21 protein-coding genes and 1 pseudogene are annotated in these 24,947 nt (G+C 45.6%); 20 read left to right on the forward strand and 2 right to left on the reverse strand.

The features are described 5' to 3' along the window. The first annotated feature begins 94 nt into the window (after positions 1-94). The 4 genes and pseudogenes from ONE56_RS12530 to trmL all read left to right on the forward strand — a co-directional run bounded on the left by ONE56_RS12530 (position 95) and on the right by trmL (position 2,958). Positions 95-784, forward strand: a complete 690-nt coding sequence (locus ONE56_RS12530; RefSeq protein ID WP_041154966.1) for a response regulator — start codon at positions 95-97, stop codon at positions 782-784. Next, positions 784-2,187 (forward strand): envelope stress sensor histidine kinase CpxA, encoded by a 1,404-nt coding sequence (gene cpxA / locus ONE56_RS12535; RefSeq protein ID WP_423839957.1) that lies wholly within the window; start codon positions 784-786, stop codon positions 2,185-2,187. Before ONE56_RS12530 ends, cpxA begins: the two co-directional genes overlap by 1 nt. A gap of 65 nt (positions 2,188-2,252) precedes the next feature. Then, positions 2,253-2,395, forward strand: a pseudogene (locus ONE56_RS12540) (Fe-Mn family superoxide dismutase); the annotation flags it as partial. Between the two features lie 83 nt (positions 2,396-2,478). After that, complete coding sequence (trmL, locus tag ONE56_RS12545) at positions 2,479-2,958, forward strand: tRNA (uridine(34)/cytosine(34)/5-carboxymethylaminomethyluridine(34)-2'-O)-methyltransferase TrmL (RefSeq protein WP_041155029.1); 480 nt, start codon at positions 2,479-2,481, stop codon at positions 2,956-2,958. A gap of 100 nt (positions 2,959-3,058) precedes the next feature. On the opposite strand, the gene ONE56_RS12550 is transcribed toward trmL, so the two are convergent. Next, positions 3,059-3,589 carry an FxsA family protein gene (locus tag ONE56_RS12550; RefSeq protein ID WP_423839958.1) on the reverse strand — a complete coding sequence of 177 codons (531 nt, stop codon included), beginning with the start codon at positions 3,587-3,589 and terminating at the stop codon, positions 3,059-3,061. A gap of 407 nt (positions 3,590-3,996) precedes the next feature. Here ONE56_RS12550 and aspA point away from each other — a divergent pair, with 407 nt between their 5' ends. From aspA to ONE56_RS12610, 12 genes are all read left to right on the forward strand, one after another. Beyond that, on the forward strand, positions 3,997-5,448 hold the full coding sequence (aspA, locus tag ONE56_RS12555) for an aspartate ammonia-lyase (RefSeq protein ID WP_041154963.1): 1,452 nt from the start codon (positions 3,997-3,999) through the stop codon (positions 5,446-5,448). A 140-nt stretch (positions 5,449-5,588) separates the two neighbouring features. After that, positions 5,589-6,899: an anaerobic C4-dicarboxylate transporter gene (locus tag ONE56_RS12560; RefSeq protein ID WP_041154962.1), complete on the forward strand. Its 1,311-nt coding sequence runs from the start codon at positions 5,589-5,591 to the stop codon at positions 6,897-6,899. A 454-nt stretch (positions 6,900-7,353) separates the two neighbouring features. Then, positions 7,354-8,802, forward strand: a complete 1,449-nt coding sequence (locus tag ONE56_RS12565; RefSeq protein ID WP_331438782.1) for a YfcC family protein — start codon at positions 7,354-7,356, stop codon at positions 8,800-8,802. Positions 8,803-9,748: 946 nt separating this feature from the next. After that, positions 9,749-10,972, forward strand: a complete 1,224-nt coding sequence (gene arcA / locus ONE56_RS12570) for an arginine deiminase (protein ID WP_041155028.1) — start codon at positions 9,749-9,751, stop codon at positions 10,970-10,972. 62 nt (positions 10,973-11,034) lie between these two features. Continuing rightward, positions 11,035-11,946: a carbamate kinase gene (gene arcC, locus ONE56_RS12575; RefSeq protein WP_041154960.1), complete on the forward strand. Its 912-nt coding sequence runs from the start codon at positions 11,035-11,037 to the stop codon at positions 11,944-11,946. A gap of 179 nt (positions 11,947-12,125) precedes the next feature. Next, positions 12,126-13,136, forward strand: a complete 1,011-nt coding sequence (locus ONE56_RS12580; protein ID WP_041154959.1) for an ornithine carbamoyltransferase — start codon at positions 12,126-12,128, stop codon at positions 13,134-13,136. Positions 13,137-13,590: 454 nt separating this feature from the next. Further along, positions 13,591-14,520 (forward strand): aspartate carbamoyltransferase, encoded by a 930-nt coding sequence (pyrB, locus tag ONE56_RS12585; RefSeq protein WP_041154957.1) that lies wholly within the window; start codon positions 13,591-13,593, stop codon positions 14,518-14,520. Positions 14,521-14,537: 17 nt separating this feature from the next. Beyond that, positions 14,538-15,002 carry an aspartate carbamoyltransferase regulatory subunit gene (gene pyrI, locus ONE56_RS12590; protein ID WP_331438784.1) on the forward strand — a complete coding sequence of 155 codons (465 nt, stop codon included), beginning with the start codon at positions 14,538-14,540 and terminating at the stop codon, positions 15,000-15,002. A 374-nt stretch (positions 15,003-15,376) separates the two neighbouring features. Continuing rightward, complete coding sequence (locus ONE56_RS12595) at positions 15,377-15,865, forward strand: arginine repressor (protein ID WP_041154954.1); 489 nt, start codon at positions 15,377-15,379, stop codon at positions 15,863-15,865. A 173-nt stretch (positions 15,866-16,038) separates the two neighbouring features. Next, positions 16,039-16,167: a hypothetical protein gene (locus tag ONE56_RS12600; RefSeq protein ID WP_423840514.1), complete on the forward strand. Its 129-nt coding sequence runs from the start codon at positions 16,039-16,041 to the stop codon at positions 16,165-16,167. Further along, entirely contained in the window at positions 16,118-17,905 is a 1,788-nt protein-coding gene (locus ONE56_RS12605) for a protein-disulfide reductase DsbD (protein WP_423840511.1), read from the forward strand. Before ONE56_RS12600 ends, ONE56_RS12605 begins: the two co-directional genes overlap by 50 nt. 195 nt (positions 17,906-18,100) lie before the next feature. After that, the gene (locus ONE56_RS12610; protein WP_415679471.1) at positions 18,101-18,730 is read left to right on the forward strand and encodes a response regulator transcription factor; all 630 of its coding nucleotides are present in this window, start codon (positions 18,101-18,103) and stop codon (positions 18,728-18,730) included. A gap of 3 nt (positions 18,731-18,733) precedes the next feature. Here the strand turns inward: ONE56_RS12610 and ONE56_RS12615 are convergent, their stop codons facing one another. Then, a complete protein-coding gene (locus ONE56_RS12615; RefSeq protein ID WP_331438787.1) occupies positions 18,734-20,479 on the reverse strand; it encodes a potassium/proton antiporter in 1,746 nt (581 codons plus the stop codon). A gap of 360 nt (positions 20,480-20,839) precedes the next feature. Here ONE56_RS12615 and ONE56_RS12620 point away from each other — a divergent pair, with 360 nt between their 5' ends. The 4 genes from ONE56_RS12620 to ONE56_RS12635 all read left to right on the forward strand — a co-directional run bounded on the left by ONE56_RS12620 (position 20,840) and on the right by ONE56_RS12635 (position 24,945). Continuing rightward, positions 20,840-21,106, forward strand: a complete 267-nt coding sequence (locus ONE56_RS12620; protein WP_041154953.1) for a DUF4212 domain-containing protein — start codon at positions 20,840-20,842, stop codon at positions 21,104-21,106. 12 nt (positions 21,107-21,118) lie between these two features. After that, on the forward strand, positions 21,119-22,846 hold the full coding sequence (locus tag ONE56_RS12625) for a sodium:solute symporter family protein (RefSeq protein ID WP_041154952.1): 1,728 nt from the start codon (positions 21,119-21,121) through the stop codon (positions 22,844-22,846). A gap of 94 nt (positions 22,847-22,940) precedes the next feature. Next, entirely contained in the window at positions 22,941-23,429 is a 489-nt protein-coding gene (locus ONE56_RS12630) for a hypothetical protein (RefSeq protein ID WP_041154951.1), read from the forward strand. Between the two features lie 130 nt (positions 23,430-23,559). Continuing rightward, complete coding sequence (locus ONE56_RS12635; protein ID WP_423839959.1) at positions 23,560-24,945, forward strand: class II fumarate hydratase; 1,386 nt, start codon at positions 23,560-23,562, stop codon at positions 24,943-24,945. Positions 24,946-24,947: the final 2 nt, after the last annotated feature.

Here is a 24,947-nt window from a genome sequence, read left to right on the forward strand (position 1 = left end):
GTAAAGAATCGTAAAGAGTGAGATTGGCACGCTTCGCTGCCCTCAATTCCAAGGTAATATAAGGTCAGTAGATAAATGATGACAGGGTCCCCTAATGGCACATATTCTTTTGATTGATGACGATGTAGAGCTAACCAGTTTACTTAAAGAAGTACTGAGCTTCGAAGGGTTCCAAGTCAGTGAAGCCAATGATGGCGAGGCCGGTTTAGCGGTACTGAATAGCGATATTGACTTGATTTTACTGGATGTCATGATGCCCAAACTGAACGGGATGGAAACGCTAAAACGCTTGCGTGAACATTGGGAAACACCAGTATTAATGCTCACCGCTAAGGGAGAAGAGATCGACCGCGTGATTGGCTTAGAGCTGGGCGCCGATGATTACTTACCCAAGCCTTTCAGTGACCGTGAATTACTCGCCCGTATTCGAGCTATCTTGCGTCGTACCAACACAACCGGTAAAGACAGCAAAACCAGCGACTGTATTGAGTACCAAGAGCTGCACCTCTACCCGGGTAAACAAGAGGCGTACTGCGATCAAGAATTGCTCGACCTAACCGCAACAGAGTTCGCTTTGTTGGCGCATTTTGTCCAACATCCGGGCCAAATACTCACCAAAGAAACTCTGAGTTTAGATGTGCTTGGCAAGCGGTTAGCGGCGTTTGATCGCGCTATCGATATGCATGTTTCGAATTTACGTAAAAAGCTCCCCGATCAAAAGAATGGAAAGCCGCGCATCAAAACATTACGCGGACGCGGCTACATGCTGCTTGAGGAGGACTAATGCCCCTGTCTCGTTTTAAACTGCCCAACGTCAACACCTTGTACGGACGTATTTTTGCCATTTTTTGGTTCACCATGTTACTGGTGCTGATCGCGGTATTATCTTTGCCCCATTTGGACCCACGTAAAGCGCACAACATTCCGGATGGGCCTTACCAACGTATTCTTCAACTGCGTGATGACGTTCAAAAAGAGTACCAGCAACAGACCAACCTTGAACACATTTTGTTGAGTATCGAAGGGCGCCGAGAACACAAACACGACCCGCGTCCACGGATATTTTTTTCTGATTATGATGGCAAAGTGTTAACCACGGACAATCGTAAAAATTTCCACCTTAGGGCGATGCAAAACTTTGTCTCTATCATCGAAGATAATCAACAACCAAAACAAAAGCTCTATGGTCGGTACATGATTGCAGGCCCAGTACCTATTACCTTAGCTGGTACCGACATCTTGATGTACGTCGGATTTAAATGGAACCAACCGCCCCCTTTTCTATTGCAACTTTTCGATCACCCCGTGCAGTTGTTGCTAGCTGTGATGTTGGTCAGTACCCCATTACTGTTATGGTTAGCTTGGGCATTAAGCCTGCCTGCTCGTCGGCTTGAAGCGGCCGCTCAGCGTGTCGCCAAGGGAGAATTTGTAACCGACCCCAATTTGGAAAAAGGCACGACAGAGTTTCGCCAAGCAGGTAGCAGCTTTAACCAAATGGTCGAAGCGGTGAATCAGATCATTTCCGGTCAGCAGCGTCTGCTTTCCGACATTTCTCATGAGTTACGCTCTCCACTGACCCGCTTAAGGATGGCGAGCGCCTTAGCGACACGTAAGCAAGGTGAAAGTCCTGAACTCGCACGAATTGATACAGAATCACAACGACTTGAACAAATGATCAGTGAGTTGCTTGCACTCTCTCGAATGCAAGCCAATAGCCATATGACTCGAGAAACCCAGCCAATTCAAAGTCTTTGGGAAGAGATCATTAAAGACAGCCAATTTGAAGCTGAACAGATGGGTAAACAATTGCGCTATTCCACTCTGCCCAAGGGTAGCATTTCGGGTAATCCCAAATTGCTCATGAGCGCAGTCGAAAACATCATTCGTAATGCTATTTATTATGGCAAGGATGAAGTGGAAGTTGCGATCAAAACACAAGGCAACACCTTATACATCACTGTCGACGATAATGGCGAAGGAGTTCCAGATAGTGAACTGGAAGCGATATTCCGCCCATTTTACCGAGTCTCCACCGCACGTGATCGACACTCTGGTGGTGCCGGGCTAGGGTTAACAATCACCGAAAGTGCCGTCCGTCAGCATAGTGGCACCATCAAAGCCAGCCGAAGCCCGTTAGGTGGACTGCGCGTCGCGATTGCTCTACCACTAGTCAAAGCAGGCAAATAATCCGACAAAAACACCCTTTAAAATGGTTCTCAATATTAATAGAAGAGATCCACAGTAAGCTCAGCCTTGCATTCGATGTGTGGGAGCACGCTTACTACATCAGTTATCAAAACTGTCGACCTGAGTATATCGACGCCTGGTTAACACCGTGAACTGGCGCGCCGTTGAAGAAGACTATGCTCGCGTGCTTACACCAAGGGTCTGTTAAATACTTAACCCCTCTTTTATACCCAAGTGGATCCACTTGGGTATATACTGCCCTTATCTTTTGACCAACTCTATTTCAATACCATGTTTGATATCGCTTTATACGAACCAGAAATTGCGCCGAATACCGGCAACATCATTCGACTATGCGCCAACTGCGGTGCCAATCTTCATCTTATTGAGCCATTAGGTTTTGATTTGGAAGAGAAGAAAGTTCGCCGTGCAGGGCTGGACTACCATGATTTAGCTCGAGTGACACGTCATAAAGATTTTCAGGCATTTGTAGAGTATTTGGAAAAAGAGAAACAAGGTCACTACCGCCTGTTTGCTTGCACCACCAAGACGACAGGTCACCATGTGGACGCACAATATCAAGCTGGCGATGTGCTATTGTTTGGGCCAGAAACGCGAGGCTTGCCCGCTGAGCTCATTGATAGTCTGCCAATGGAGCAACGGATTCGCATTCCAATGATGCCAGATGCGCGTAGTCTAAACCTATCGAATGCCGTCGCTATCATCGCTTTTGAAGCGTGGCGTCAAATGGGTTTTGACGGCGCGGTGTAGTGCATCAGCCCTTTGTGGTTAACCGCGAAAAACAGCCCCTGGAATATAAAAAGAGCGCTTTTGCGCTCTTTTTCGTTAAACCGAAACCACTGAATAGCCCTCAATGCAGCTTATTGTGGTCATCGTTGTCTTTATCTTTATCTTTACGCTCGTATTCTCCTTCGAACGTATTGCCATTATCAGAGTCCGAGTTAAACGGACCGCGACGAAATGGATCCTCCTCAAACGGTCCTTGATTAGAAAACCCGCCGTGAAAGCCACCACCTTGAACCGTTTTTACCACCATTTTACTCATTAAATATTTTGCAATGGCCGCACGTGGCGCAGGTAATAGCACCAGCATACCCAGCGCGTCTGTCATAAATCCTGGAGTAAGCAGTAGCACACCAGCGACCGCCAGCATAACCCCCTCAAAAATCTGCTGAGCCGGGATCTCACCTTTTTCCAGACGCCCCTGAACGGAAAGCAACGTTTGAATACCTTGGCTACGCACCAAAGATGCCCCTACCACAGCTGTCACCAGCACCAGAGCAATGGTCGTCCATAGGCCTAAAAAACCACCCACCTGGATAAATAAGCCGATTTCAATGATCGGAACGAAGATAAACGCCAATAATAAGATAGGAAACACACGCCCTCCTTTGTTTAATTTCAGTGTAATGGTAAACGCTCACTAAGCTCAAACGAATCGTTGTAAAAAGTCGTGTTCAACCTACCTTTCTTCATTCAAACACGTCTCATTTTATGACTCGACCGACCGATGAATTTTCTCAAAAATAAAACATTGATGGCATGACAAGTACCTCATTAGGGCATGCACCCATGCGCCTATTCATAACCTATTCACACTTTGCAAACTCTTGACGAAATAAAAGTGAAAAAGGTGAGCTAGTTACTGTTTTTAAAAATAGGGTGAAGTATGATTAGCGCTTAAGTCAGGACGGATTTTCCAGCCCCAAATTCTGATGAATGGATTCTTAAATACAGAAGTGGCTAATAAACGAATTTATATTAGAACTATCATCTAAGGATCCTACTATGGCTACCCTCTCTGATGCACCAAAGGCCGTCGCCCCAGCCACTCGTATTGAAGAAGATCTATTAGGTCAACGTCATGTCCCGGCCGATGCGTACTACGGTATTCATACTCTGCGCGCAATCGAAAACTTTAACATATCAAATGTCACCATCTCAGACGTACCGGAATTTGTTCGCGGTATGATCATGACAAAAAAAGCAGCCGCTTTGGCAAACAAAGAGTTAGGCGCTATTCCCAAAGATGTGGCGAACTACATCATCCAAGCGTGTGATGTCATCCTAAATACTGGCAAATGCATGGATCAGTTCCCATCTGACGTATTCCAAGGTGGTGCAGGCACTTCGGTAAATATGAATACCAATGAAGTCATTGCCAACCTTGCCCTTGAACTAATGGGCAAAGAGAAAGGCCAGTACGAATTCATTAACCCAAATGACCACGTTAATAAAAGCCAATCTACGAACTGTGCATACCCAACGGGTTTCCGTATCGCGGTATACAACAGTGTAAGTAAGCTCATTGAAGCCATTGAGTATCTGAAAGGCGCTTTTGAGCTCAAAGCCGTTGAATTCAAAGATGTATTAAAAATGGGTCGTACCCAGCTACAAGACGCAGTTCCAATGACCGTGGGACAAGAGTTCCACGCTTGGGCGGTGACATTAAATGAAGAAATTCGTGCCCTAGAGTACACATCAAAACTGCTACTAGAGATCAACTTGGGCGCAACTGCAATCGGTACTGGTCTGAATACACCAACGGGGTACCAAGCGCTTTCTGTAAAACATCTTGCTGAGGTTACGGGTCTGGATGTGGTCGCAGCTGAAGATCTCATCGAAGCCACTTCTGACTGTGGTGCCTACGTGATGACACACGGTGCGTTAAAACGCCTAGCGGTGAAATTGTCGAAAATCTGTAACGACCTACGTTTACTTTCTTCTGGCCCACGTGCTGGCCTCAACGAATTGAACCTACCAGAGATGCAAGCTGGCTCATCAATCATGCCGGCAAAAGTCAACCCAGTTATCCCTGAAGTCGTCAACCAAGTGTGCTTCAAAGTGCTAGGTAACGACAACACGGTATCATTCGCGGCAGAAGGCGGTCAGCTCCAGCTAAACGTGATGGAACCGGTGATTGCGCAAAGCATATTCGAGTCCATCTCTTTACTGCAAAATGCGTGTGTCAATCTGCGTGATAAGTGTATTGATGGCATCACAGTAAACAAAGAAGTTTGTGAGAACTACGTTTACAACTCTATCGGTATCGTTACTTACCTTAATCCATACATTGGTCACCACGAGGGTGACATCGTGGGTAAAGTGTGTGCTGAAACAGGTAAGAGCGTACGTGAAGTTGTTCTCGAACGTGGTTTGCTGACCGCTGAAGAGCTCGACGAAATCTTGTCCGTAGAAAACTTCATGCATCCAACCTATAAAGCAAAACGTTACGAATAACCAACTTGCTTAACAAGGGGCCATTTGGCCCCTTTTTCAATTATAACATTCCTTTTGAGCTTCAAATTGTCGGCTCATATTTCTATGGCTGTATATAAAAATAATCATATATCGATAAATAATCAAAAGAGGTAATAATCATGGTGGTCGTCGAACTATTTGTTGTTCTGCTCTTCATTTACTTGGGAGCAAGAATCGGTGGCATAGGTATTGGTCTCGCTGGTGGCGCAGGTGTCATCGCCCTCTCTTTAGTATTAGGAGTACCCACAAGCCAAACTTACATTCCAGTTGATGTGATTTTGATCATCATGTCCGTGATCACCGCGATTGCAGCAATGCAGGTCGCTGGAGGATTGGACTGGATGGTACAAGTCGCGGAAAACTTTTTACGTAAGCACCCTGAGCGCATCACTTTTTACGCTCCTATCGTGACCTTCTTCATGACATTGATGGCAGGCACCGGACATACTGCATTTTCCACTTTGCCCGTCATTGCTGAGGTGGCAAAGGGCCAAGGTGTTCGTCCTTCACGTCCATTGTCTATCGCTGTTGTGGCATCACAAATTGCGATTACAGCATCGCCAATTTCAGCAGCTGTGGTTGCCTTTGCTGCCATGCTGGCGCCATTTGGAGTAGATTATTTAACCTTACTGGCAGTGTGTATCCCAACCACCTTTATTGCTTGTATGGTCGGCGCATTTGTGGCGAACTTTATGGGCAAAGAGTTAAAAGACGATCCGGAATACCAACAGCGTTTAGAAAAAGGATTGATTAAGCTAAATACCGATAAGCAACGTGATATCCTGCCAACCGCGAAAAAAGCAACCTTTATCTTCTTGGGCGCGATTGCCTTTGTGGTGTGTTACGCAGCGGCGATTTCTGGTTCGGTAGGACTGATTGAGAACCCAGCTCTCGGCCGAAATGAAGCGATCATGACCGTGATGCTGGCGGCGGCGGCGGCAATCGTCATGAGCTGTAAGATTGATGCTGACAAAATTCCTAGCGCTGCCACATTCCGTTCAGGTATGACGGCTTGTGTGTGTGTACTGGGAGTTGCCTGGTTAGGCTCAACGTTTGTAAACGCACACGTTGACGGCATCAAAGAGATGGCTGGAGCACTACTGGCTGACTACCCTTGGATGCTGGCAATGGTGCTGTTCTTTGCATCAATGCTGCTTTACTCTCAAGGTGCGACAACCGTTGCATTAATGCCCGCCGCTTTAGCAATTGGCGTAGCGCCACTGACCGCGGTGGCATCTTTTGCTGCTGTCAGCGCTTTGTTCGTATTACCAACCTATCCAACGCTGTTGGCCGCAGTCGAAATGGACGATACTGGTTCAACACGTATTGGTAAGTATGTATTTAATCACCCGTTCTTCTTACCAGGAGTTGCGACCATTACTTCTGCCGTGGCACTCGGCTTCGCATTTGGTGGAGTATTGATCCACTAAATATGGCAATGGCATGTCTACGAGAAGAGAGCTTAGGCTCTCTTTTTTTATTTGTTCAAAAAAACTCAAAACACGTTTTTGATTTACATCAATATTAAGTTAGAAAATCAATCTTGCATTAAAATCGAGCGGAATGAATAAAATTCCATGATTTTATTCAAATGGTAAGTAAGAGCTGTTACTGGTTAACACTCAAAAATAAGAAAAGCATAGAAATCCGCTATTACCAACCAAATAACCTCAACGCTATCCCGACATATTCTTCACCAATAATAAGTCCACTAATTTTGTGAAGTTCCCCAAAGTCCGATGTTGTTTATAAATTTAAAATAGAGATAAATAACAGAAACAAAAACAAATAAAACACTCAATTTAATCCAGTAACTTAATTAATATTATTAGTCCCTGATTAACTTTTATTTATTAATGAATAAATAAAAGTAAGGAGAGCACTATGACTGCACAAACTGTACCTCATGAAGAAAAGAAAAGCGGCTTCTTTGCCAATTTTAAGTTTCCATCTGCTTACACCATTTTATTCATTCTTATCGCAATGGTTGCGTTATTGACATGGATTGTTCCTGCGGGTCAATACGATCGTGAAATGAACCCAGACTTAGGCCGCGAGGTCCCTGTTACGGGTACTTACCACTCTGTTGAAGGCAATCCTCAAGGCATTGTTGATGTACTGCTTGCACCTATCGACGGTTTCTATGACCACAACAGTTACGAAGCAGCCGCTATCGACGTTTCCTTGTTTATCCTAGTGATTGGCGGCTTCCTTGGCTTGGTCACCAAAACAGGAGCGATTGATGCGGGTATCGAGCGAGTTACCCATCGATTGGAAGGGCGTGAGGAAATGATGATTCCGATCCTAATGGCCCTTTTTGCCGCAGGGGGGACAGTTTATGGTATGGCGGAAGAATCTCTCCCATTCTACACCTTACTTGTCCCTGTGATGATGGCAGCGCGCTTTGATCCATTAGTCGCAGCAGCAACAGTATTGCTTGGTGCCGGTATCGGTACTCTAGGCTCAACTATCAACCCATTTGCGACCGTCATTGCGGCAAACGCAGCGGGGATTCCATTCACTGATGGTATCGTGTTACGTGTTGTGGCTCTGCTTATTGGCTGGGTTATCTGTGTAGCCTATGTGATGCGTTATGCTCGCATGGTGCGCAAAGACCAAACTAAATCTATCGTTTACGACAAATACGAAGAAAACAAAGCGCACTTTTTGGGCAACCAAACGGGTGAAAAGCTTGAGTTCACAGGGACTCGCAAGCTGATTTTAGCTATCTTTGCCGCTTCTTTCGGTGTGATGATTTACGGTGTCTCCGTAGCGGGCTGGTGGATGGCGGAGATCTCTGCCATGTTCTTAGCATCAACTATTATCATTGGTTTCGTGGCTCGAATGAGTGAAGAAGAGTTTACTTCAAGCTTTATTGATGGTGCTCGAGACCTACTTGGCGTCGCCCTGATCATTGGTATCGCGCGAGGTATCGTAGTGGTGATGGATCGCGGTATGATCACCGATACCATTCTGTTTTCCGCTGAGCAAATGGTGACAGGACTATCCTCAATAATATTCATTAACGTTATGTTTTTCCTTGAGGTTTTACTGTCATTCCTAGTCCCTTCAAGCTCCGGTTTAGCAGTATTGACCATGCCAATCATGGCGCCTTTAGCTGACTTTGCTGGTGTTGGTCGTGACCTTGTTGTCACCGCGTATCAATCCGCTTCTGGGTTGGTTAACTTAGTGACACCAACGTCTGCCGTGGTCATGGGTGGTCTCGCTATCGCACGGGTTCCTTATGTACGTTACGTAAAATGGGTCGCACCATTACTTGGCATTCTATTACTGTTCTGTGTCGCTGTACTCAGCGTAGGTGCTCTACTGTAATATTTGTCACCGTACACCCTTTCCTTTCAAAAGCCGCCTTGTGCGGCTTTTTTATTTTGCTGTCATTGCCGATCAATTTTGACGATTCAATACCTATATCCACAGCAATACCAACCGTCTTAGATTCTCCCACTAGAGCAATCGCCAATGCTCACTATTTGAGGACTCTAACTGATGATTCAGAGTCGCCCCTAGAGGTTATTAGCAGAGAGGTAAGCCGGTTGAATAAATAAACATCCTAAGTTCATTTTGCTATTAACTGAATCCAAAACACATTTTTCTATTGATAATAAAAACCTTTTAAATACTGACAATATACTCAAGTGATCTCAAGGTGCAGGATTCAGAGCTGTATCAACGAGTTCAGATTGAGATAAATAACGGGAAGTTACTTGAGTATACAATCAACACCAAGTTCCTGAACAAACAATTATTAAATTTAAGACACTTTAGTACAAAAACATGTTAAATCGTTCATCTTTTTTTAATTCAAACAATAGTAAATAATGTGATCCAAGTTTCATTTATTATCAAAAACTTTGTTATTAATTTATTAAATCGAGGTGTGAAATAAATTATCTAGATAATACGAATGCATAAGTCCAACTATTTGACCTTCATATCAATATAATTACAATGCATAGACTTCCTGCTAGTTTCACTTTATCCATAACATAAGTCTATTTTATGAATAATATTCCAAAATATTCAGATTTTTAGAAAATTCACAAGAGTTCAACAAGTGAATAGATATTGTTAAAACCCTTGAAAACACTGGCTTTGAGCATAAAAAATGAAGTGTGACTGACCTCAGAGTTTCCTTTCTAAATAGGCGTAATATTAATTTCAACGAAACGAATTAACTTATTTAATTCACCTCCTGTTCCCTTAAAATTAATTATTAGTTTATTTTAAAACTAATAGAAAAATATAGAGAGATATGATCATGAGTAACTTATATGTAGGTTCTGAAATCGGTCAATTACGTCGCGTTCTCGTTCATCGTCCAAGACGCGCTCTCACTCACCTAACTCCTTCAAACTGTCACGAATTACTCTTTGATGACGTGCTTGCGGTAGAGCGTGCAGGTAAAGAACACGACGTGTTCACTCAAACTCTACGTGACCAAGGTGTCGAAGTGCTGCTTCTCACAGATTTGCTAGCTGATACGCTTGCGGTTCCAGAAGCAAAAGATTGGCTGCTGAATACTCAAGTTTCGGAATATCGTTTAGGCAAAACGTTCGCCAATGACGTGCGTTGCTACTTAGGCGATTTACCAAATCTTGAGTTAGCCAAAATCCTAACCGGTGGTCTTGCATTTGGCGAAATGCCAATGCAATCCTCTTCAATGATGCAAGGCATGCACTCACCATGCGACTTCATTATTGAGCCGCTCCCTAACCACCTATTTACACGTGATACTTCTTGCTGGGTTTACGGTGGCGTGTCTATCAACCCAATGGCGAAACCCGCTCGTCAACGTGAAACCAACCACGTTCGCGCCATCTACCGCTGGCATCCAACTTTCGCAGGCCAAGACTTCGTCAAGTACTTTGGCAATGACGAAAACATTAACTACGACAACTCCACCATTGAAGGCGGCGATGTACTGGTTATTGGTAAAGGCGCAGTGCTTATCGGTATGTCTGAACGTACGACGGCTCAAGGTGTGGAACATCTAGCATCGAACCTATTCAAACATGGTCAAGCAAAACAAGTGATTGCCATGGAGCTACCAAAACACCGCTCATGCATGCACTTGGATACCGTAATGACTCACATGCGTGAAGATACCTTCTCGGTTTACCCTGAAGTGGTGCGTAAAGACGTGAAATGCTGGAGCCTAACTGGTGATAACTCTGGCGCGGTCAACGTAAAAGAAGAAGGCTACTTTGTTCACGCAATCGAAAAAGCACTAGGCGTCGACCAGCTCAACCTCATCACAACCGGTGGTGATAACTTCCATGCCGAGCGTGAGCAGTGGAATGATGCCAACAACGTTCTCACTGTAAAACCAGGTGTCGTTATCGGTTATGAAGGTAACACGTACACCAACGAAAAATACGACAAAGCCGGTATTACGGTACTGCCAATTCCTGGTGATGAGCTTGGTCGTGGTCGTGGTGGTGCGCGCTGTATGAGCTGCCCAATTGAACGTGATGGTATCTAAATTGTGACGAACAGAGGCAGAAGTGCCTGAGACTTCTGCCTCCCAGCTGAGAGATAAGAATAATGAAAAAACAAACAGTAGTCGTAGCACTTGGTGGAAATGCCCTACTTCGTCGCGGTCAGCCATTAGAAGCGGACGTTCAACGCCAAAATATTGAAGTTGCTGTCAAAACCATTTCCGAGATCGCACAAGAGTACAACGTGGTTTTGGTTCACGGTAACGGTCCACAAGTCGGCCTTCTTGCCTTGCAAGGTTTAGAGTACAAAAAAGTCGCACCATACCCATTGGACGTTCTAGGTAGCGAAACGCAAGGCATGATCGGTTACATGCTAATGCAAGAGTTCAAAAACCAGTTACCGAATGTCAACGTGACTTGCATGCTGACACAAATGACGGTCGATCCAAAAGACCCTGCATTTATCGACCCAACCAAACCCATTGGTCCGGTGTACGAAGAAGCAGAAGCACGTGAAATGGCTGAAAAATACCATTGGGTCATTAAACCAGATGGCAAGCACTTCCGTCGCGTTGTGCCTAGTCCACAACCAACAGGCATCATCGAGCATGAAGCCATCACTAAGCTCATCGACGAAGGTCACTTGGTGATTTGTACGGGCGGTGGCGGCATTCCCGTCAAGCGTGAAAATGGCAAGCTAGTGGGTGTAGAAGCCGTGATCGACAAAGACATGTCAGCGGCGTTCCTAGCCAAACAAATCGATGCCGAAGCACTGCTTATCCTGACAGACGCGGATGCGGTTTACTTAGACTGGGGTCAACCGACTCAACATGCACTGCGCAGTACAACGCCGTCGGAGCTCGCACAATACCAATTTGACGAAGGTTCGATGGGACCAAAAATCGAAGCGTCATGCGAGTTCATCAAACAAGGTGGAAAAGTGGTTGGCATTGGCTCTCTAGAAGACGGCTTGCAGATCCTACGCGGCACAGCAGGCACCAACATCCTTAAAGACTAACAACAAGCTTAGAAGCGAACAGCAAGCTTAAAGACGAACATCAATATTCAGGTTATGCCTGATAACGGACATAACCAAACCAAATCACTGACTAATTTCATGCGCTTTCTTGCTGATTTACTTTGAAATCAGTTTACCCTGCACTCAGGAAAGCGCTAAACGATAAGAAGGAAAACATCATGGCTTTCAATCTACGTAACCGCAACTTCCTAAAACTATTAGACTTTACTCCACGTGAAATTCAACACTTGCTTGATCTTTCAGTGGAACTGAAAAAAGCGAAATACAATGGTTATGAGCAACCTCGCCTAAAAGGCAAAAACATTGCTCTGATTTTCGAGAAAACCTCAACTCGTACTCGCTGCGCATTTGAAGTTGCCGCGTTTGACCAAGGTGCTCAAGTTTCTTACTTAGGCCCATCAGGCTCTCAAATTGGTCACAAAGAGTCAATGAAAGACACCGCTCGCGTTCTAGGTCGCATGTACGATGGCATTGAGTATCGAGGTTTTGGTCAAGAGATCGTTGAAGAGCTTGGCGCATACGCTGGCGTGCCTGTTTGGAACGGTCTAACTGATGAATTCCACCCAACGCAAATCTTGGCGGATTTCCTTACTATGATGGAGCACGGCCGTGGTAAACAACTGCATGAAATGAAGTTCGCTTACCTAGGTGATGCACGCAACAATATGGGTAACTCACTCATGGTGGGAGCTGCGAAAATGGGCATGGACATTCGCCTTGTTGCGCCAAAATCCTTCTGGCCAGAAGAGTCTCTTGTCGCACAATGTCTGGATATTGCCGAAGAAACCGGTGCAAAAATCACCCTGACCGAAGACGTGCAAGAAGGCATTCAAGGTTGTGACTACCTTTACACCGATGTTTGGGTATCCATGGGCGAAGCAAAAGAAGCATGGGCAGAGCGTATCAACCTGATGATGCCTTACCAAGTCAACATGGACATGCTAAAAGCAACCGGTAACCCGCATGTAAAATTCATGCATTGTCTACCTGCTTTCCATGGTGAAGACACTACGGTTGGTAAGCAACTTGCACAAGAATACCCACAACTAAAAGATGGTGTCGAAGTGACGGATGAAGTGGTCGAGTCTAAACACTCTATCGTCTTCGATGAAGCAGAAAACCGCATGCACACCATCAAAGCAATCATGGTAGCGACACTAGGAGACTAATCGAATCTGACATTCGAACTCTGAGTGAGCAATGAAAACCTCGCGATAGGTTCTGCAGGGAATGCGGGTTGCAGGAAGAGAGATCCTCGAAACTCTCTGAATAAAACCCGCATTTTTTTTCATCCAAAAGCATCCCAAACGGCCGCGGTATCGCCACCAGCCAAGTGTTTACAACGTCCGCAAAAAAGAAGACAAAAAACGCCATCTTCGCATAAAAATCCATTTTTTGGATACTTTGAACAAACCCTTGCAAGGCGTTATTTTGTCCGTATAATCCTTCGCAATTTATCTTTGGAGAGCAAAATGAAATTGTCATTGACTATGCATCGCGAATATTTTTCGCACCCTGGCTCAGGGACGTTCGCTGTTTCATTTTCTCCAACCATCTTTTTGGAAGCCTCCTATTTTTAGGGGGCTTTTTTTTGTCTGTCATTTACGACGAGGAAACACCATCATGGCGCATTCGTTATTTAACAAGCACATAATTTCCATCCCAGAGCTCAGCCGTGAAGAACTTGAGCTTATCGTTGATACAGCAGCACGATTAAAAGCCGAACCAAACCCTGAACTGCTAAAAAACAAAGTCGTCGCAAGCTGCTTTTTTGAACCATCGACACGTACACGCCTTTCCTTCGAAACGGCGGTTCAGCGTTTAGGCGGCACGGTGATCGGTTTTGATAATGGTGGTAATACATCACTGGCGAAAAAAGGGGAAACACTGGCTGACTCAGTACAAGTGATTTCATCATACGTGGATGCGTTTGTGATGCGTCATCCTCAAGAAGGCGCGGCTCGATTGGCGTCTGAGTTTTCCAACGGCGTCCCTATAGTCAACGGCGGCGACGGCGCGAACCAACACCCAACACAAACGTTGCTTGACCTGTTTTCTATTTACGAAACGCAAGGCACGTTGGACAACCTCAACGTAGCATTTGTTGGCGATTTAAAATACGGCCGAACCGTGCACTCCCTGACACAAGCGTTAGCAAAATTCGACAATGTACGTTTCTTCTTTATCGCACCTGATGCTCTGGCGATGCCTGATTACATTTGTGAAGAACTGGAAGACGCGGGAATCACGTTCAGTATGCACAGCAACATTGAAGAAGTCGCTCCAGAACTCGACATTCTCTATATGACGCGTGTTCAAAAAGAACGTTTTGACGAATCGGAGTACGCGCACATTAAATCCGCGTTCATCCTAACTGCCGACACACTGAAAGGCGCTCGTGACAATATGAAAGTATTGCACCCTCTTCCTCGTGTTGATGAGATCACCACCGATGTTGATAAGACCAAACACGCTTACTACTTCGAGCAAGCCGAAAACGGCGTATACGCTCGCGAAGCCTTACTCGCACTTGTTCTTAACCAAACCATTTAATTCGCAGGAGAGATATCATGGTAAAAGAAACTCAACTACAAGTAGAAGCGATTCGCAACGGTTCTGTGATTGACCATATCCCTGCCAACATCGGGATTAAGATCTTAAAACTGTTTAAAATGCATAAATCCAACCAACGCATCACAATTGGGCTGAACTTGCCGTCATCTGCACTGGGCGCAAAAGATCTGATAAAGATAGAGAACATTTATCTGACGAAAGAGCAAGCAAACCAACTGGCACTTTATGCTCCGAAAGCAACCGTGAACCAAATCGAAGAGTATAAAGTCGTTAGTAAACTCAATCTCACTTTGCCTGAGTTCATTGAAAGTGTGTTTGTGTGCCCGAACAGTAACTGTATTTCGCACGGCGAGCCAGTTGAAAGTAAGTTTAAAGTGCAGCAAAAACAGGACAATGTGCACCTTAAATGCCATTACTGTGAAAAGGTATTCTCACGCGAGATCATGGCAGAAGTTCGCTAAGATTTTCTCAACACGATAAAGCGCGTATCAAATGGGCATTTCTTCTCATTTGCGAGATAATGCCCATCTCAATAATAAGAATAATAAACTACACTTTACGGACAAAACTTCAGCTTAACTTCAAAAAAACAGCACATAACCAAAATAAGATATCGAACAAGAGATTTATTCAGCAATTTTACCTTGACCACAAAATGACGATATTTTTGGTGATAGACTCATTTTTCATAATAAAAGCCAAACAAGCGATGCCCCTCGTTAATGCACCATGGTGAATAGGGAAAACGTTGTAGAGGTAGAACAGGCAGATAATGGAAGATTGTATGCCTTAGTTGCATGGACGATTTGTTGTTACGTCAAGTTAAGGAGTTCCAATGAGTGAAACTCTAGCCCCAACTACAGTAGATTACGCAGAAGACAAAAAGCTAACTGATGCTTGTAAGCAGTTGCTGCAACAGCAAAGCTTTTCTACCCAAAACTCGCTGCGCGAAGCGCTGGTCGATATAGGCTTTAAAGGCATTAGTCAATCCACGGTTTCTCGTTTGCTGTCCCAGTTGGGCGTCGTAAAGGTACAAAATGCCTGTGGTAAAAAAGTGTATTGCATTACCGTAGAGACAGCGCCAGTGCGAGTCGAGTCATCGATTTCATCACAAATTGAGTTTATAACCCATAACCAAGCAATGGTAGTGGTAAAAACTCATCCGGGCAGCGCGCAGTTGGTCGCTCGTCTGGTGGATATTGACCCACACCAAGAAATCTTAGGCACCGTTGGCGGCAATGATACCGTGCTGGTGATCCCAAAAGATATCAACCATATTGACGCTTGTGAACGAGTAGTAAAAGCACGCCTGGGCTTCGCCTGATACTCACAGCCCAGCTAGATACTGCGGGTATGGATAATTCACTCTTAGCTCCAACATAAGCGGAGACGTTTTCTGTTTCTCCGCTTATCGGTGGTTCACATCGTTCATAACATCGATTATTTTTTAACGTCACCGAAACTTCTTGCCCCTTTCTTCTGTCTTTATGAGTTAAGATGAAAAAAATTAACTCAAGTGATGTCTTTTATGCGCTTTGTCTTTACCTTCATAATCCTCTGTTTTTCCATTATCTCTATGCCGGCGTTCGCCCTTTTTGGCAATACGAATTCCGCGTTGAACTTTGAAAGCAAAGACCGATTTGTTCCGGTTGATGAAGCATTCCCGTTGAACTCCTTCCAACAGGGCAATCGTGTACTGATCGACTGGCAAGTGAAACCTGACTACTACCTCTATCAAGAACGTATTTCTATCACTGGGGAGCATGTTACGGTTGATGACATCACGATGCGCGATGGGGAACCCTATACCGATGAGTTTTTTGGTGAGGTAAACATCTATACAGACCCCCTTTTTGTCGAAGTATCGCTGTCAAACTATCAACAAGGAGCACGTCTATTGGTCCAATACCAAGGGTGTGCAAAAGCAGGGTTCTGTTACCCGCCGGAAACCCGCGAGATCTCAATCAGTGCGTTTTCCGCCTCTCAAAATGATAGTAACGCAGTCAAGGCGGCTTCTACGACAACAAGCGCGGCACAACCAAACGCAGAACCTAGCAGTCCCGAACAATCAAATCAAAGTGCACTATCCTCAAAACGCACCTCGGTTCCAGTCACAGAACAAGACAGTCTGGCTGCCAACTTAGCCGATAACTGGTGGACACCATTGCTGTTCCTCGCTTTGGGGATTGGTCTGGCATTCACCCCCTGCGTTCTACCAATGTATCCTATTCTCACCAGCATCGTGCTGGGCAGCGGAAAATTAAGTCAACGCCGTGCGCTCGGCTTGTCTCTTGTCTACGTACAAGGTATGGCTCTGACATACACCTTATTAGGGCTCGTTGTTGCGTCTGCAGGAATGCAGTTTCAAGCGGCCATGCAGCACCCTTATGTTCTGATTGGTTTAAGTGTCATGTTCGTTGCGTTAGCGATGTCGATGTTTGGTTTATACTCATTGCAACTGCCCGCAAACTTACAAACTTGGCTGAACAATCTCAGTAATAAACAGCAAGGCGGTAGTAGCGCTGGTGTTTTCGCGATGGGTGCAATTTCGGGACTGGTCTGTTCTCCATGTACCACTGCACCGCTTTCTGGTGCCCTGTTATATGTCGCGCAGAGTGGCGATCTGCTTACTGGTGGTATTGCTTTGTATGCGCTGGCAATGGGGATGGGAATTCCACTCATTTTAGTCGCCGTGTTTGGTAATAAGCTACTGCCAAAAGCAGGTGGATGGATGGACCGCGTTAAGACCTTGTTTGGTTTCATTTTACTCGCGGCGCCAATCTTCTTGCTTGAGCGACTTTTACCAGAAATATGGTCAACGACACTTTGGTCTGTTCTGGGTATCGCTGCCTTTGGTTGGCTATATCATGTCAAAAACACTCTGGAGTTTGGCGGCTGGAAACAAAGTGCGGTGGGAATCATTGCGGTACTTGGTTTGTTGACTTCCGCTCAGCCCATGCTGAACTACTGGTTTGGTCACGGCGAAACCCAATCGCAATCGGTGACAATCAGCTTTACGCGTATTGCAAACGTCTCTGAGCTAGAACAGCAATTAGCCCTCGCAAAACAAGCGGGTAAACCAGTCATGCTCGACTTTTATGCCGACTGGTGTGTGGCATGTAAAGAGTTCGAAAAGTATACCTTCCACCAGCCAGATGTAGAGGCGAAACTGCAAAACTTTGTGTTACTGCAAGCGGACGTGACAAAAAGTGAACCACAAGACATCGAACTACTGAAACGCATGAGTGTGCTTGGCTTGCCGACCATCGAGTTTTGGAATAGTAACGGTGAGCATATTTCAAACGCACGCATCACAGGCTTTATGCAGGCGGAACCTTTTTTAGAGCACATTAACCAGTTCTAATATTCAAACGCCAGTGACGAGATCACGTATCACTGGCGTTATCGACTGCACACTTCTGATCTAGAACCTATCAACTATATGCAATATCACTAATAAAAGTCGATTTGGTTCAGACTTTTAGCGAATAAATATTGTTCGTTACCGCAAAGCTGGACAATAATAAATTTAACGAAATAGTCAAAAGTGTTTAACGTCATGGATTCGACCTACACCATCATCATCGCAGATGATCATCCCCTTTTTCGCAATGCGCTATTCCAATCCGTTCATATGGCGGTCAGTGGTGCTAACCTTCTTGAAGCCGATTCACTTGATGCCCTACTTGCCTTACTAGAAAGAGAAGAAGAGCCAGATTTGGTGTTGTTGGATCTCAAGATGCCAGGGGCGAACGGCATGTCAGGTTTAATTCACTTACGTGCTGAGTATCCTGATTTACCCGTCGTGGTGGTGTCAGCTAGCGAAGAGCCCGCCATCGTGACCCAAGTAAAAAGCCATGGTGCGTTTGGCTTTATTCCGAAGTCCAGTGACATGCGTGAGCTCGTTAATGCGATCAATCAGGTGCTTAGCGGTGATCCCTACTTCCCCGAAGGGCTAATAACTAATAACGCGGCTTGTCATGATCTCGCCGAGAAGATTGCAACACTCACCCCACAGCAATATAAAGTATTAGGCATGTTGTCCGATGGCTTGCTGAACAAACAGATCGCTTATGAACTCAATGTTTCAGAAGCCACCATCAAAGCCCATATGACCGCAATTTTCCGCAAGTTAGGCGTCAAAAACCGCACCCAAGCGGTCATTATGTTGACTGAAATGAACAGCTAAAGCTTAGTTTTCTTCATCCGCGGTTTCTTTCTCACTCGGTAGGCGTAACCCTACCTTGGTGACTTGTTGATCGACTACGTCTGCAATGATCCAGTGCAGGCCTTGCCATTCGAATTGGTCCCCTAAGACTGGCGTCGAGCCCAACTGCTCTTCCACCAAGCTTTTGAGTGTTTTATCGAGCCCATTATCTCCCAAATCAAGACCATACATCATCGCAACATCGGACAACTTGGCTTCGATATCCAAAAAGAAATCACCAAAGAATCGGCTCAGTGACGCTTTTTCTGGCGCTTCACTAAACAGTAGGCTCAACGCATTCAAATCTTTCTCTTGCGCAAACACACAAAGGGTATCGTCCTCTTTAAGCTTGGTACTACCAGAAGGATGCAAGAGCTCCTGATGCCGGAATACCGCGGCAATACGGGTTCCTTCAGGCATAGATAAACTGCGGATCGGTTCGCCAATACACCACTTATCGGCTTTCAACTTATAGATAAACAGTTCCCACTCACTGGTTGGATACACCTCCACCCCAATACGAGAAATGGGCTCAGGTTTAGAAGGTAGTTCCACTTTCGCGAGAGACATTGCTTTGGTCAGTGTGCCACCTTGGACAATCAATGACACCATGACCACGAAGAAGGCTAAGTTGAAGTACAGTTGCGCATCTGGCAGACCCGCCATCATCGGAAATACGGCTAAAATAATTGGCACCGCACCGCGTAACCCCACCCACGAAACAAACCACTTTTCACGCGCAGTAAAACTTCTAAACGGCAATAGACCTATCCAAACGGAGAGAGGACGCGCAAACAGAATCATCCCGAAAGCAAGCGCCAAGCCAGGCAGCGCAATAGACAGTAAATTGGACGGGGTCACAAGCAGCCCCAAGACGAGGAACATACCAATTTGTGCTAACCACGTCATACCATCGAGGACGTGGAGGATAGAGTGGCGACTGCGTGTTGGACGGTTGCCTAACAGCAGGCCCACTAAATAAATGGACAGGATCCCGCTTCCCCCTAATTTGTTGGAGAGAGCAAAAATCAGTAATCCCCCACTGACGGTCAAAATCGAGTACAGGCCATCCGGCAGTTGATTACGGTTGATGATTTTCCATAATACCCAGCCACCAGCAAACCCCAACAATGCACCAATGCCAAATTGTTTCGCAAAGCTCAATGCCAAAAAGCCTGCGCTCAGCGTTGTTCCCTGACTCGATAAAATCGCAATCAAAGTCACGGTTAGAAAAACAGCCATGGGATCATTAGTGCCTGATTCTATCTCCAGTGTCGACCCAACACGCTCATTCAAACTGCGCCCCTTTAGTAAGGAGAATACCGCCGCAGCATCGGTCGATCCGACGATGGCTCCGACAAGAATACCTTGCAGCAGATCGAGGTCAAATAACCAGCTCGCCATCAAGCCGGTTAAAATAGTGGTTATGGCTACGCCTAAGGTCGCCAATAAAACGGAAGGCCAGAGCGCTACCCGGAAACTGGCTGCTCGGGTACGCATCCCCCCATCAAGAAGAATGATCGCTAAAGCAAGGTTACTGACCAGATAAGCAACGGAATAGTTATCAAACAGAATGCCGCCCAATCCATCCTCTCCAGCGAGCATTCCTACTACTAGAAAGACGAGCAAAATCGGGATTCCGAGCTTAGAAGACACAGGACTTAAAAGCACGCTCAGTGCAATCAACAGTGCACCGATAAGAAAAAAACTGTTAATAGTGTTTGCGTCCATCCCTACCCTCATTCAATTGAAAACTCGTTAGTTTCAGGGCTATTGTGCATCAAAACACGCAATGATCCGAAAAGTTTATCGCTATCAACGTGGTTCTCAGCTGAAAAAAAGGGGACGCCAACCACAATAAATCACACGAAATATCATTTCATCTTAGACTTTTGGCTAATTTAACACCTTTTTAACATCAACAAATGACCTCAATTATCACCTAACCAACCAATATACGAGCATTTTGTCACTTTAAAGCCCCGACTAAAGTTGAAAAGAGTTCTTGCCAACACCTTGCTAATGTACATATTGAAACATTTTTTTAACAACAATACCGTTATCAACAATACCGATCGTAAGGAGACGGCAATGGCATTTGAAAACGAAGAAAAAGCCAAAGCCTATTGGGACAAAAACGTGAAGCTCATGATTGGCCTAATGGTCATCTGGTTCGTGGTGTCCTTCGGCTGTGGCATTCTATTTGTCGATGTACTCAATCAATTTCAATTAGGCGGGTACAAACTCGGCTTCTGGTTTGCTCAACAAGGCTCCATCTATGCCTTCCTGGGTATTATTTTCTATTACGCATGGAAGATGCGCCAAATCGACCGTGAATTCGGCGTAGACGATGAGTAAGGAGTCACTCAGATGGATTTGAAAACTATTACCTACTTGGTGGTTGGTGCAACGTTTATTCTCTACATCGGGATCGCCATTTGGGCACGTGCTGGATCGACCAAAGAGTTCTACGTCGCAGGCGGTGGTGTGAACCCAATTGCCAACGGTATGGCAACCGCCGCTGACTGGATGTCTGCTGCTTCGTTTATCTCTATGGCTGGTCTGATTGCCTTCATGGGCTACGGTGGTTCCGTATTCTTGATGGGTTGGACTGGTGGTTATGTACTTCTTGCTCTGCTACTTGCACCTTACCTACGTAAGTTCGGTAAATTTACCGTGCCAGAGTTTGTTGGCGAACGTTTCTACTCAAACACAGCCCGTATCGTGGCAGTTATCTGTCTGATTATCGCATCGGTGACTTACGTTATTGGTCAGATGAAAGGTGTGGGCGTAGCATTTGGTCGCTTCTTAGAAGTGGATTACTCAACCGGTCTATTGATTGGTATGTGTATCGTATTTATGTACGCAGTACTAGGCGGCATGAAAGGTATTACATACACGCAGATTGCTCAGTATTGCGTACTCATTCTTGCTTACACTATCCCTGCAATCTTCATCTCTCTGCAACTCACTGGTAACCCTATTCCACAAATTGGCCTAGGGAGTACTATGACCGGAACCGATGTCTATCTGCTCGACCGGCTTGACCAAGTGGTGACCGAACTCGGATTTAGTGAATACACCACCCAAGTCCGTGGCGACACGCTTAATATGTTTGTCTACACCATGTCACTGATGATTGGTACTGCGGGTCTACCACACGTAATCATCCGTTTCTTTACGGTACCTAAGGTACGTGATGCTCGTACATCAGCAGGCTGGGCACTGATTTTCATCGCGATTCTTTACACCACTGCACCTGCTGTATCAGCGATGGCTCGTCTGAACCTAATGGATACGGTAAACCCTGCACCAGGTCAGCACTTAGCATATGACGAACGTCCTGATTGGTTCAAAAACTGGGAAACAACCGGACTACTCGGCTTTGACGATAAGAACGGTGACGGCAACATCCAATACACCTCCGATGCCGCAACCAACGAACTACGCGTTGATAACGACATCATGGTATTGGCAAACCCAGAAATAGCTAAATTACCAAACTGGGTTATTGCACTCGTTGCAGCAGGTGGTTTGGCGGCAGCATTGTCTACCGCAGCAGGTCTGCTACTGGCGATTTCCTCGGCCATATCACATGATTTGATAAAAGGGGTTATTAATCCAAATATCTCCGAGAAGAAAGAGCTGCTCGCCAGTCGGATATCGATGGCAGTCGCAATTGCCGCTGCAGGTTATCTGGGCTTGAACCCGCCAGGGTTTGCCGCTGGTACCGTGGCCCTAGCGTTTGGTCTGGCAGCCTCATCCATCTTCCCAGCATTGATGATGGGTATCTTCAGCAAGAACATTAATAAAGAAGGGGCAATTGCGGGTATGATTGCCGGTATCAGTATCACACTGTTCTACGTATTCCAGCATAAAGGCATTCTATTTGTCTCTGACTGGACCTATTTAGAAAGCTGGGGTAGTAACTGGTTCCTAGGCATTGAGCCAAACGCATTCGGTGCAATTGGTGCTCTATTTAACTTCATAGTGGCATTCTTAGTATCGAAAGTAACTGCGGAAACACCACAAGAAGTCAAAGATCTGGTTGAACACGTTCGTGTCCCTGTTGGTGCAGGCCAAGCAGTCGACCACTAAAATATAACGCAACCCACAAAAGCCCCATATGGGGCTTTTTTATTCCAAGTTTTCGGTTACCGTATTCGTAACCTGTTGTTGCAAGGAAGCCAAGATGTTCAAAAATAAGCATTTAATTATTGCTCTGCTGATTGCCCCTGTCCTCTCTTTGATCGCCTATTTCGGCACTGATATCGCATTAAGTGAAAAACCGCATGCGGCAGTAGAAGGTGAGAGTTATAAGCTAGTTAGCAAATCCAACTGTCGTTACACCAGCGGCTTGTGCGATATGGAAAATGGGGACTTTAAAGTGAAGTTCCGTTCCGAGAGTCTGACTGACAACACACTCGACCTGTCGTTGCATTCTGCTTTCCCTCTTGAAGGCGTGAAACTGTCAGTCGTCAAGGACCAAGAAAAAGATGGGCAACCCGTTGATATGATCTCTGCCGATCAAACGGGACAAAGCTGGTACATTACCTTGCCAAGACCTGCATCAGAAGAAAGTTGGTTAAGAGTCGCTATTCAAGCAGAAGGCACGCTTTATTATGGTGAAACGCAAACCGCATTCATCAAATACGAAACCCTGTTTACGGAAGACCAATAGCGCCCTTGGATAAAAATCACCGTTCATTTTAAGCCGATGTTTATTCCTAAGCGTCGGCTTTTTACCCTCATTCCACGAATAATTCATCTATGGTTGGTATAACACCTTTTGGTAACAAACAGGATGCCCCATGACAACCAACTTCCGTATTGAAACCGACAGTATGGGCGAAGTAAAAGTCCCCGAAAACGCTTTGTATCAAGCCCAAACTCAGCGTGCTGTAAACAACTTTGCCTTTAGCCGTCACACGATGCCAACCGAGTTTATCCAAGCCTTAGCCCGCATAAAGCAAAGCGCAGCACTCACCAATGCTCAGCTCGGTCTACTTGAACAAGATATTGCCAACGCCATCGCTGACGCAGCGCAGACCATTATTGATGGGCAACACCTCACACAATTTCCGGTAGATGTGTTTCAAACCGGGTCTGGCACCAGCTCCAATATGAACGCAAACGAAGTCATTGCGACGCTGGCCTCTGAAATTCTAGGCACCTCAATAAGCCCAAATGATGACGTCAATATGGGGCAAAGCAGTAATGATGTGGTCCCCACGGCTATTCAGTTAAGTTCGACATTGGCGGTTGAAACAAGATTACTGCCTGCTCTTAATCATTTAAGTGAGACGCTCCAATCTAAACAGCAAGCGCTCAAAGACGTAGTCAAAACCGGCCGGACACATTTGATGGATGCTATGCCGATAACCTTTGCCCAAGAACTGAGCGGCTGGCAATATCAAATTGAGCACGCTATGCAAGCCATTGAACACACTTTGCCAACAGTGAAAGCTTTGGCACAAGGTGGAACTGCGGTTGGTACTGGGATCAATGCGGATCCACGCTTTGCCCAGTTGTTTGCAACGAATTTAAGCCAGGCGACAAAAATACAATTCACTGCCAGTGATAATTTCTTTTTTAATCTCAGCAGTCAGGATGCGATCATTGCGTTGTCCGGACAGCTCAAAACCGCCGCAGTTGCGATCATGAAGATCGCCAATGATCTTCGCTGGATGAACTCGGGGCCCTTAGCTGGGATAGGGGAAATTGAGTTGCAAGGATTACAACCAGGTTCTTCTATCATGCCTGGCAAGGTAAACCCCGTCATTCCAGAGGCTGCGGCCATGGCCTCAGCACAAGTAATAGGTAATGATGCAACGATTACGATTGCAGGCCAATCAGGTAACTTTCAGCTTAATGTAATGCTGCCAGTCATTGCGCACAACGTATTGGAAAGTATTGAGTTATTGTCGAATAGTGCCGTAGCGTTAGCTGACAAAGCGATAGCAACGTTTGAAGTCAGACAAGACAATCTTGATGTTGCACTCGCGAAAAATCCTATTTTAGTCACTGCGCTCAACCCGGTTATTGGTTACTTGAAAGCGGCAGAAGTAGCCAAGAAAGCTTACCAACAAGGGCGTGCGATCATCGATGTGGCGGAAGAGGAAACCGATTTAGACCGCGCGACGCTAGAGCGGTTACTTGATCCGGCTAAATTAACTCTAGGAGGGATGGCGGAATAAAT

The sequence above is a fragment of the Vibrio mytili genome (genome assembly GCF_049563345.1).
Classification (GTDB): Bacteria; Pseudomonadota; Gammaproteobacteria; order Enterobacterales; family Vibrionaceae; genus Vibrio; species Vibrio mytili.

Coding starts and splice junctions, on each gene's coding strand:
- ONE56_RS12620 (WP_041154953.1), top strand. CDS start 20,840: ATGGCATTTGAAAACGAAGAAAAAGCCAAAGCCTATTGGGACAAAAAC.
- cpxA (WP_423839957.1), top strand. CDS start 784: ATGCCCCTGTCTCGTTTTAAACTGCCCAACGTCAACACCTTGTACGGA.
- aspA (WP_041154963.1), top strand. CDS start 3,997: ATGGCTACCCTCTCTGATGCACCAAAGGCCGTCGCCCCAGCCACTCGT.
- arcA (WP_041155028.1), top strand. CDS start 9,749: ATGAGTAACTTATATGTAGGTTCTGAAATCGGTCAATTACGTCGCGTT.
- ONE56_RS12625 (WP_041154952.1), top strand. CDS start 21,119: ATGGATTTGAAAACTATTACCTACTTGGTGGTTGGTGCAACGTTTATT.
- pyrI (WP_331438784.1), top strand. CDS start 14,538: ATGGTAAAAGAAACTCAACTACAAGTAGAAGCGATTCGCAACGGTTCT.
- ONE56_RS12580 (WP_041154959.1), top strand. CDS start 12,126: ATGGCTTTCAATCTACGTAACCGCAACTTCCTAAAACTATTAGACTTT.
- ONE56_RS12530 (WP_041154966.1), top strand. CDS start 95: ATGGCACATATTCTTTTGATTGATGACGATGTAGAGCTAACCAGTTTA.
- ONE56_RS12630 (WP_041154951.1), top strand. CDS start 22,941: ATGTTCAAAAATAAGCATTTAATTATTGCTCTGCTGATTGCCCCTGTC.
- ONE56_RS12615 (WP_331438787.1), bottom strand. CDS start 20,479: ATGGACGCAAACACTATTAACAGTTTTTTTCTTATCGGTGCACTGTTG.
- ONE56_RS12635 (WP_423839959.1), top strand. CDS start 23,560: ATGACAACCAACTTCCGTATTGAAACCGACAGTATGGGCGAAGTAAAA.
- ONE56_RS12595 (WP_041154954.1), top strand. CDS start 15,377: ATGAGTGAAACTCTAGCCCCAACTACAGTAGATTACGCAGAAGACAAA.
- ONE56_RS12600 (WP_423840514.1), top strand. CDS start 16,039: ATGAAAAAAATTAACTCAAGTGATGTCTTTTATGCGCTTTGTCTTTAC.
- ONE56_RS12605 (WP_423840511.1), top strand. CDS start 16,118: ATGCCGGCGTTCGCCCTTTTTGGCAATACGAATTCCGCGTTGAACTTT.
- arcC (WP_041154960.1), top strand. CDS start 11,035: ATGAAAAAACAAACAGTAGTCGTAGCACTTGGTGGAAATGCCCTACTT.
- ONE56_RS12565 (WP_331438782.1), top strand. CDS start 7,354: ATGACTGCACAAACTGTACCTCATGAAGAAAAGAAAAGCGGCTTCTTT.
- pyrB (WP_041154957.1), top strand. CDS start 13,591: ATGGCGCATTCGTTATTTAACAAGCACATAATTTCCATCCCAGAGCTC.
- ONE56_RS12560 (WP_041154962.1), top strand. CDS start 5,589: ATGGTGGTCGTCGAACTATTTGTTGTTCTGCTCTTCATTTACTTGGGA.
- trmL (WP_041155029.1), top strand. CDS start 2,479: ATGTTTGATATCGCTTTATACGAACCAGAAATTGCGCCGAATACCGGC.
- ONE56_RS12610 (WP_415679471.1), top strand. CDS start 18,101: ATGGATTCGACCTACACCATCATCATCGCAGATGATCATCCCCTTTTT.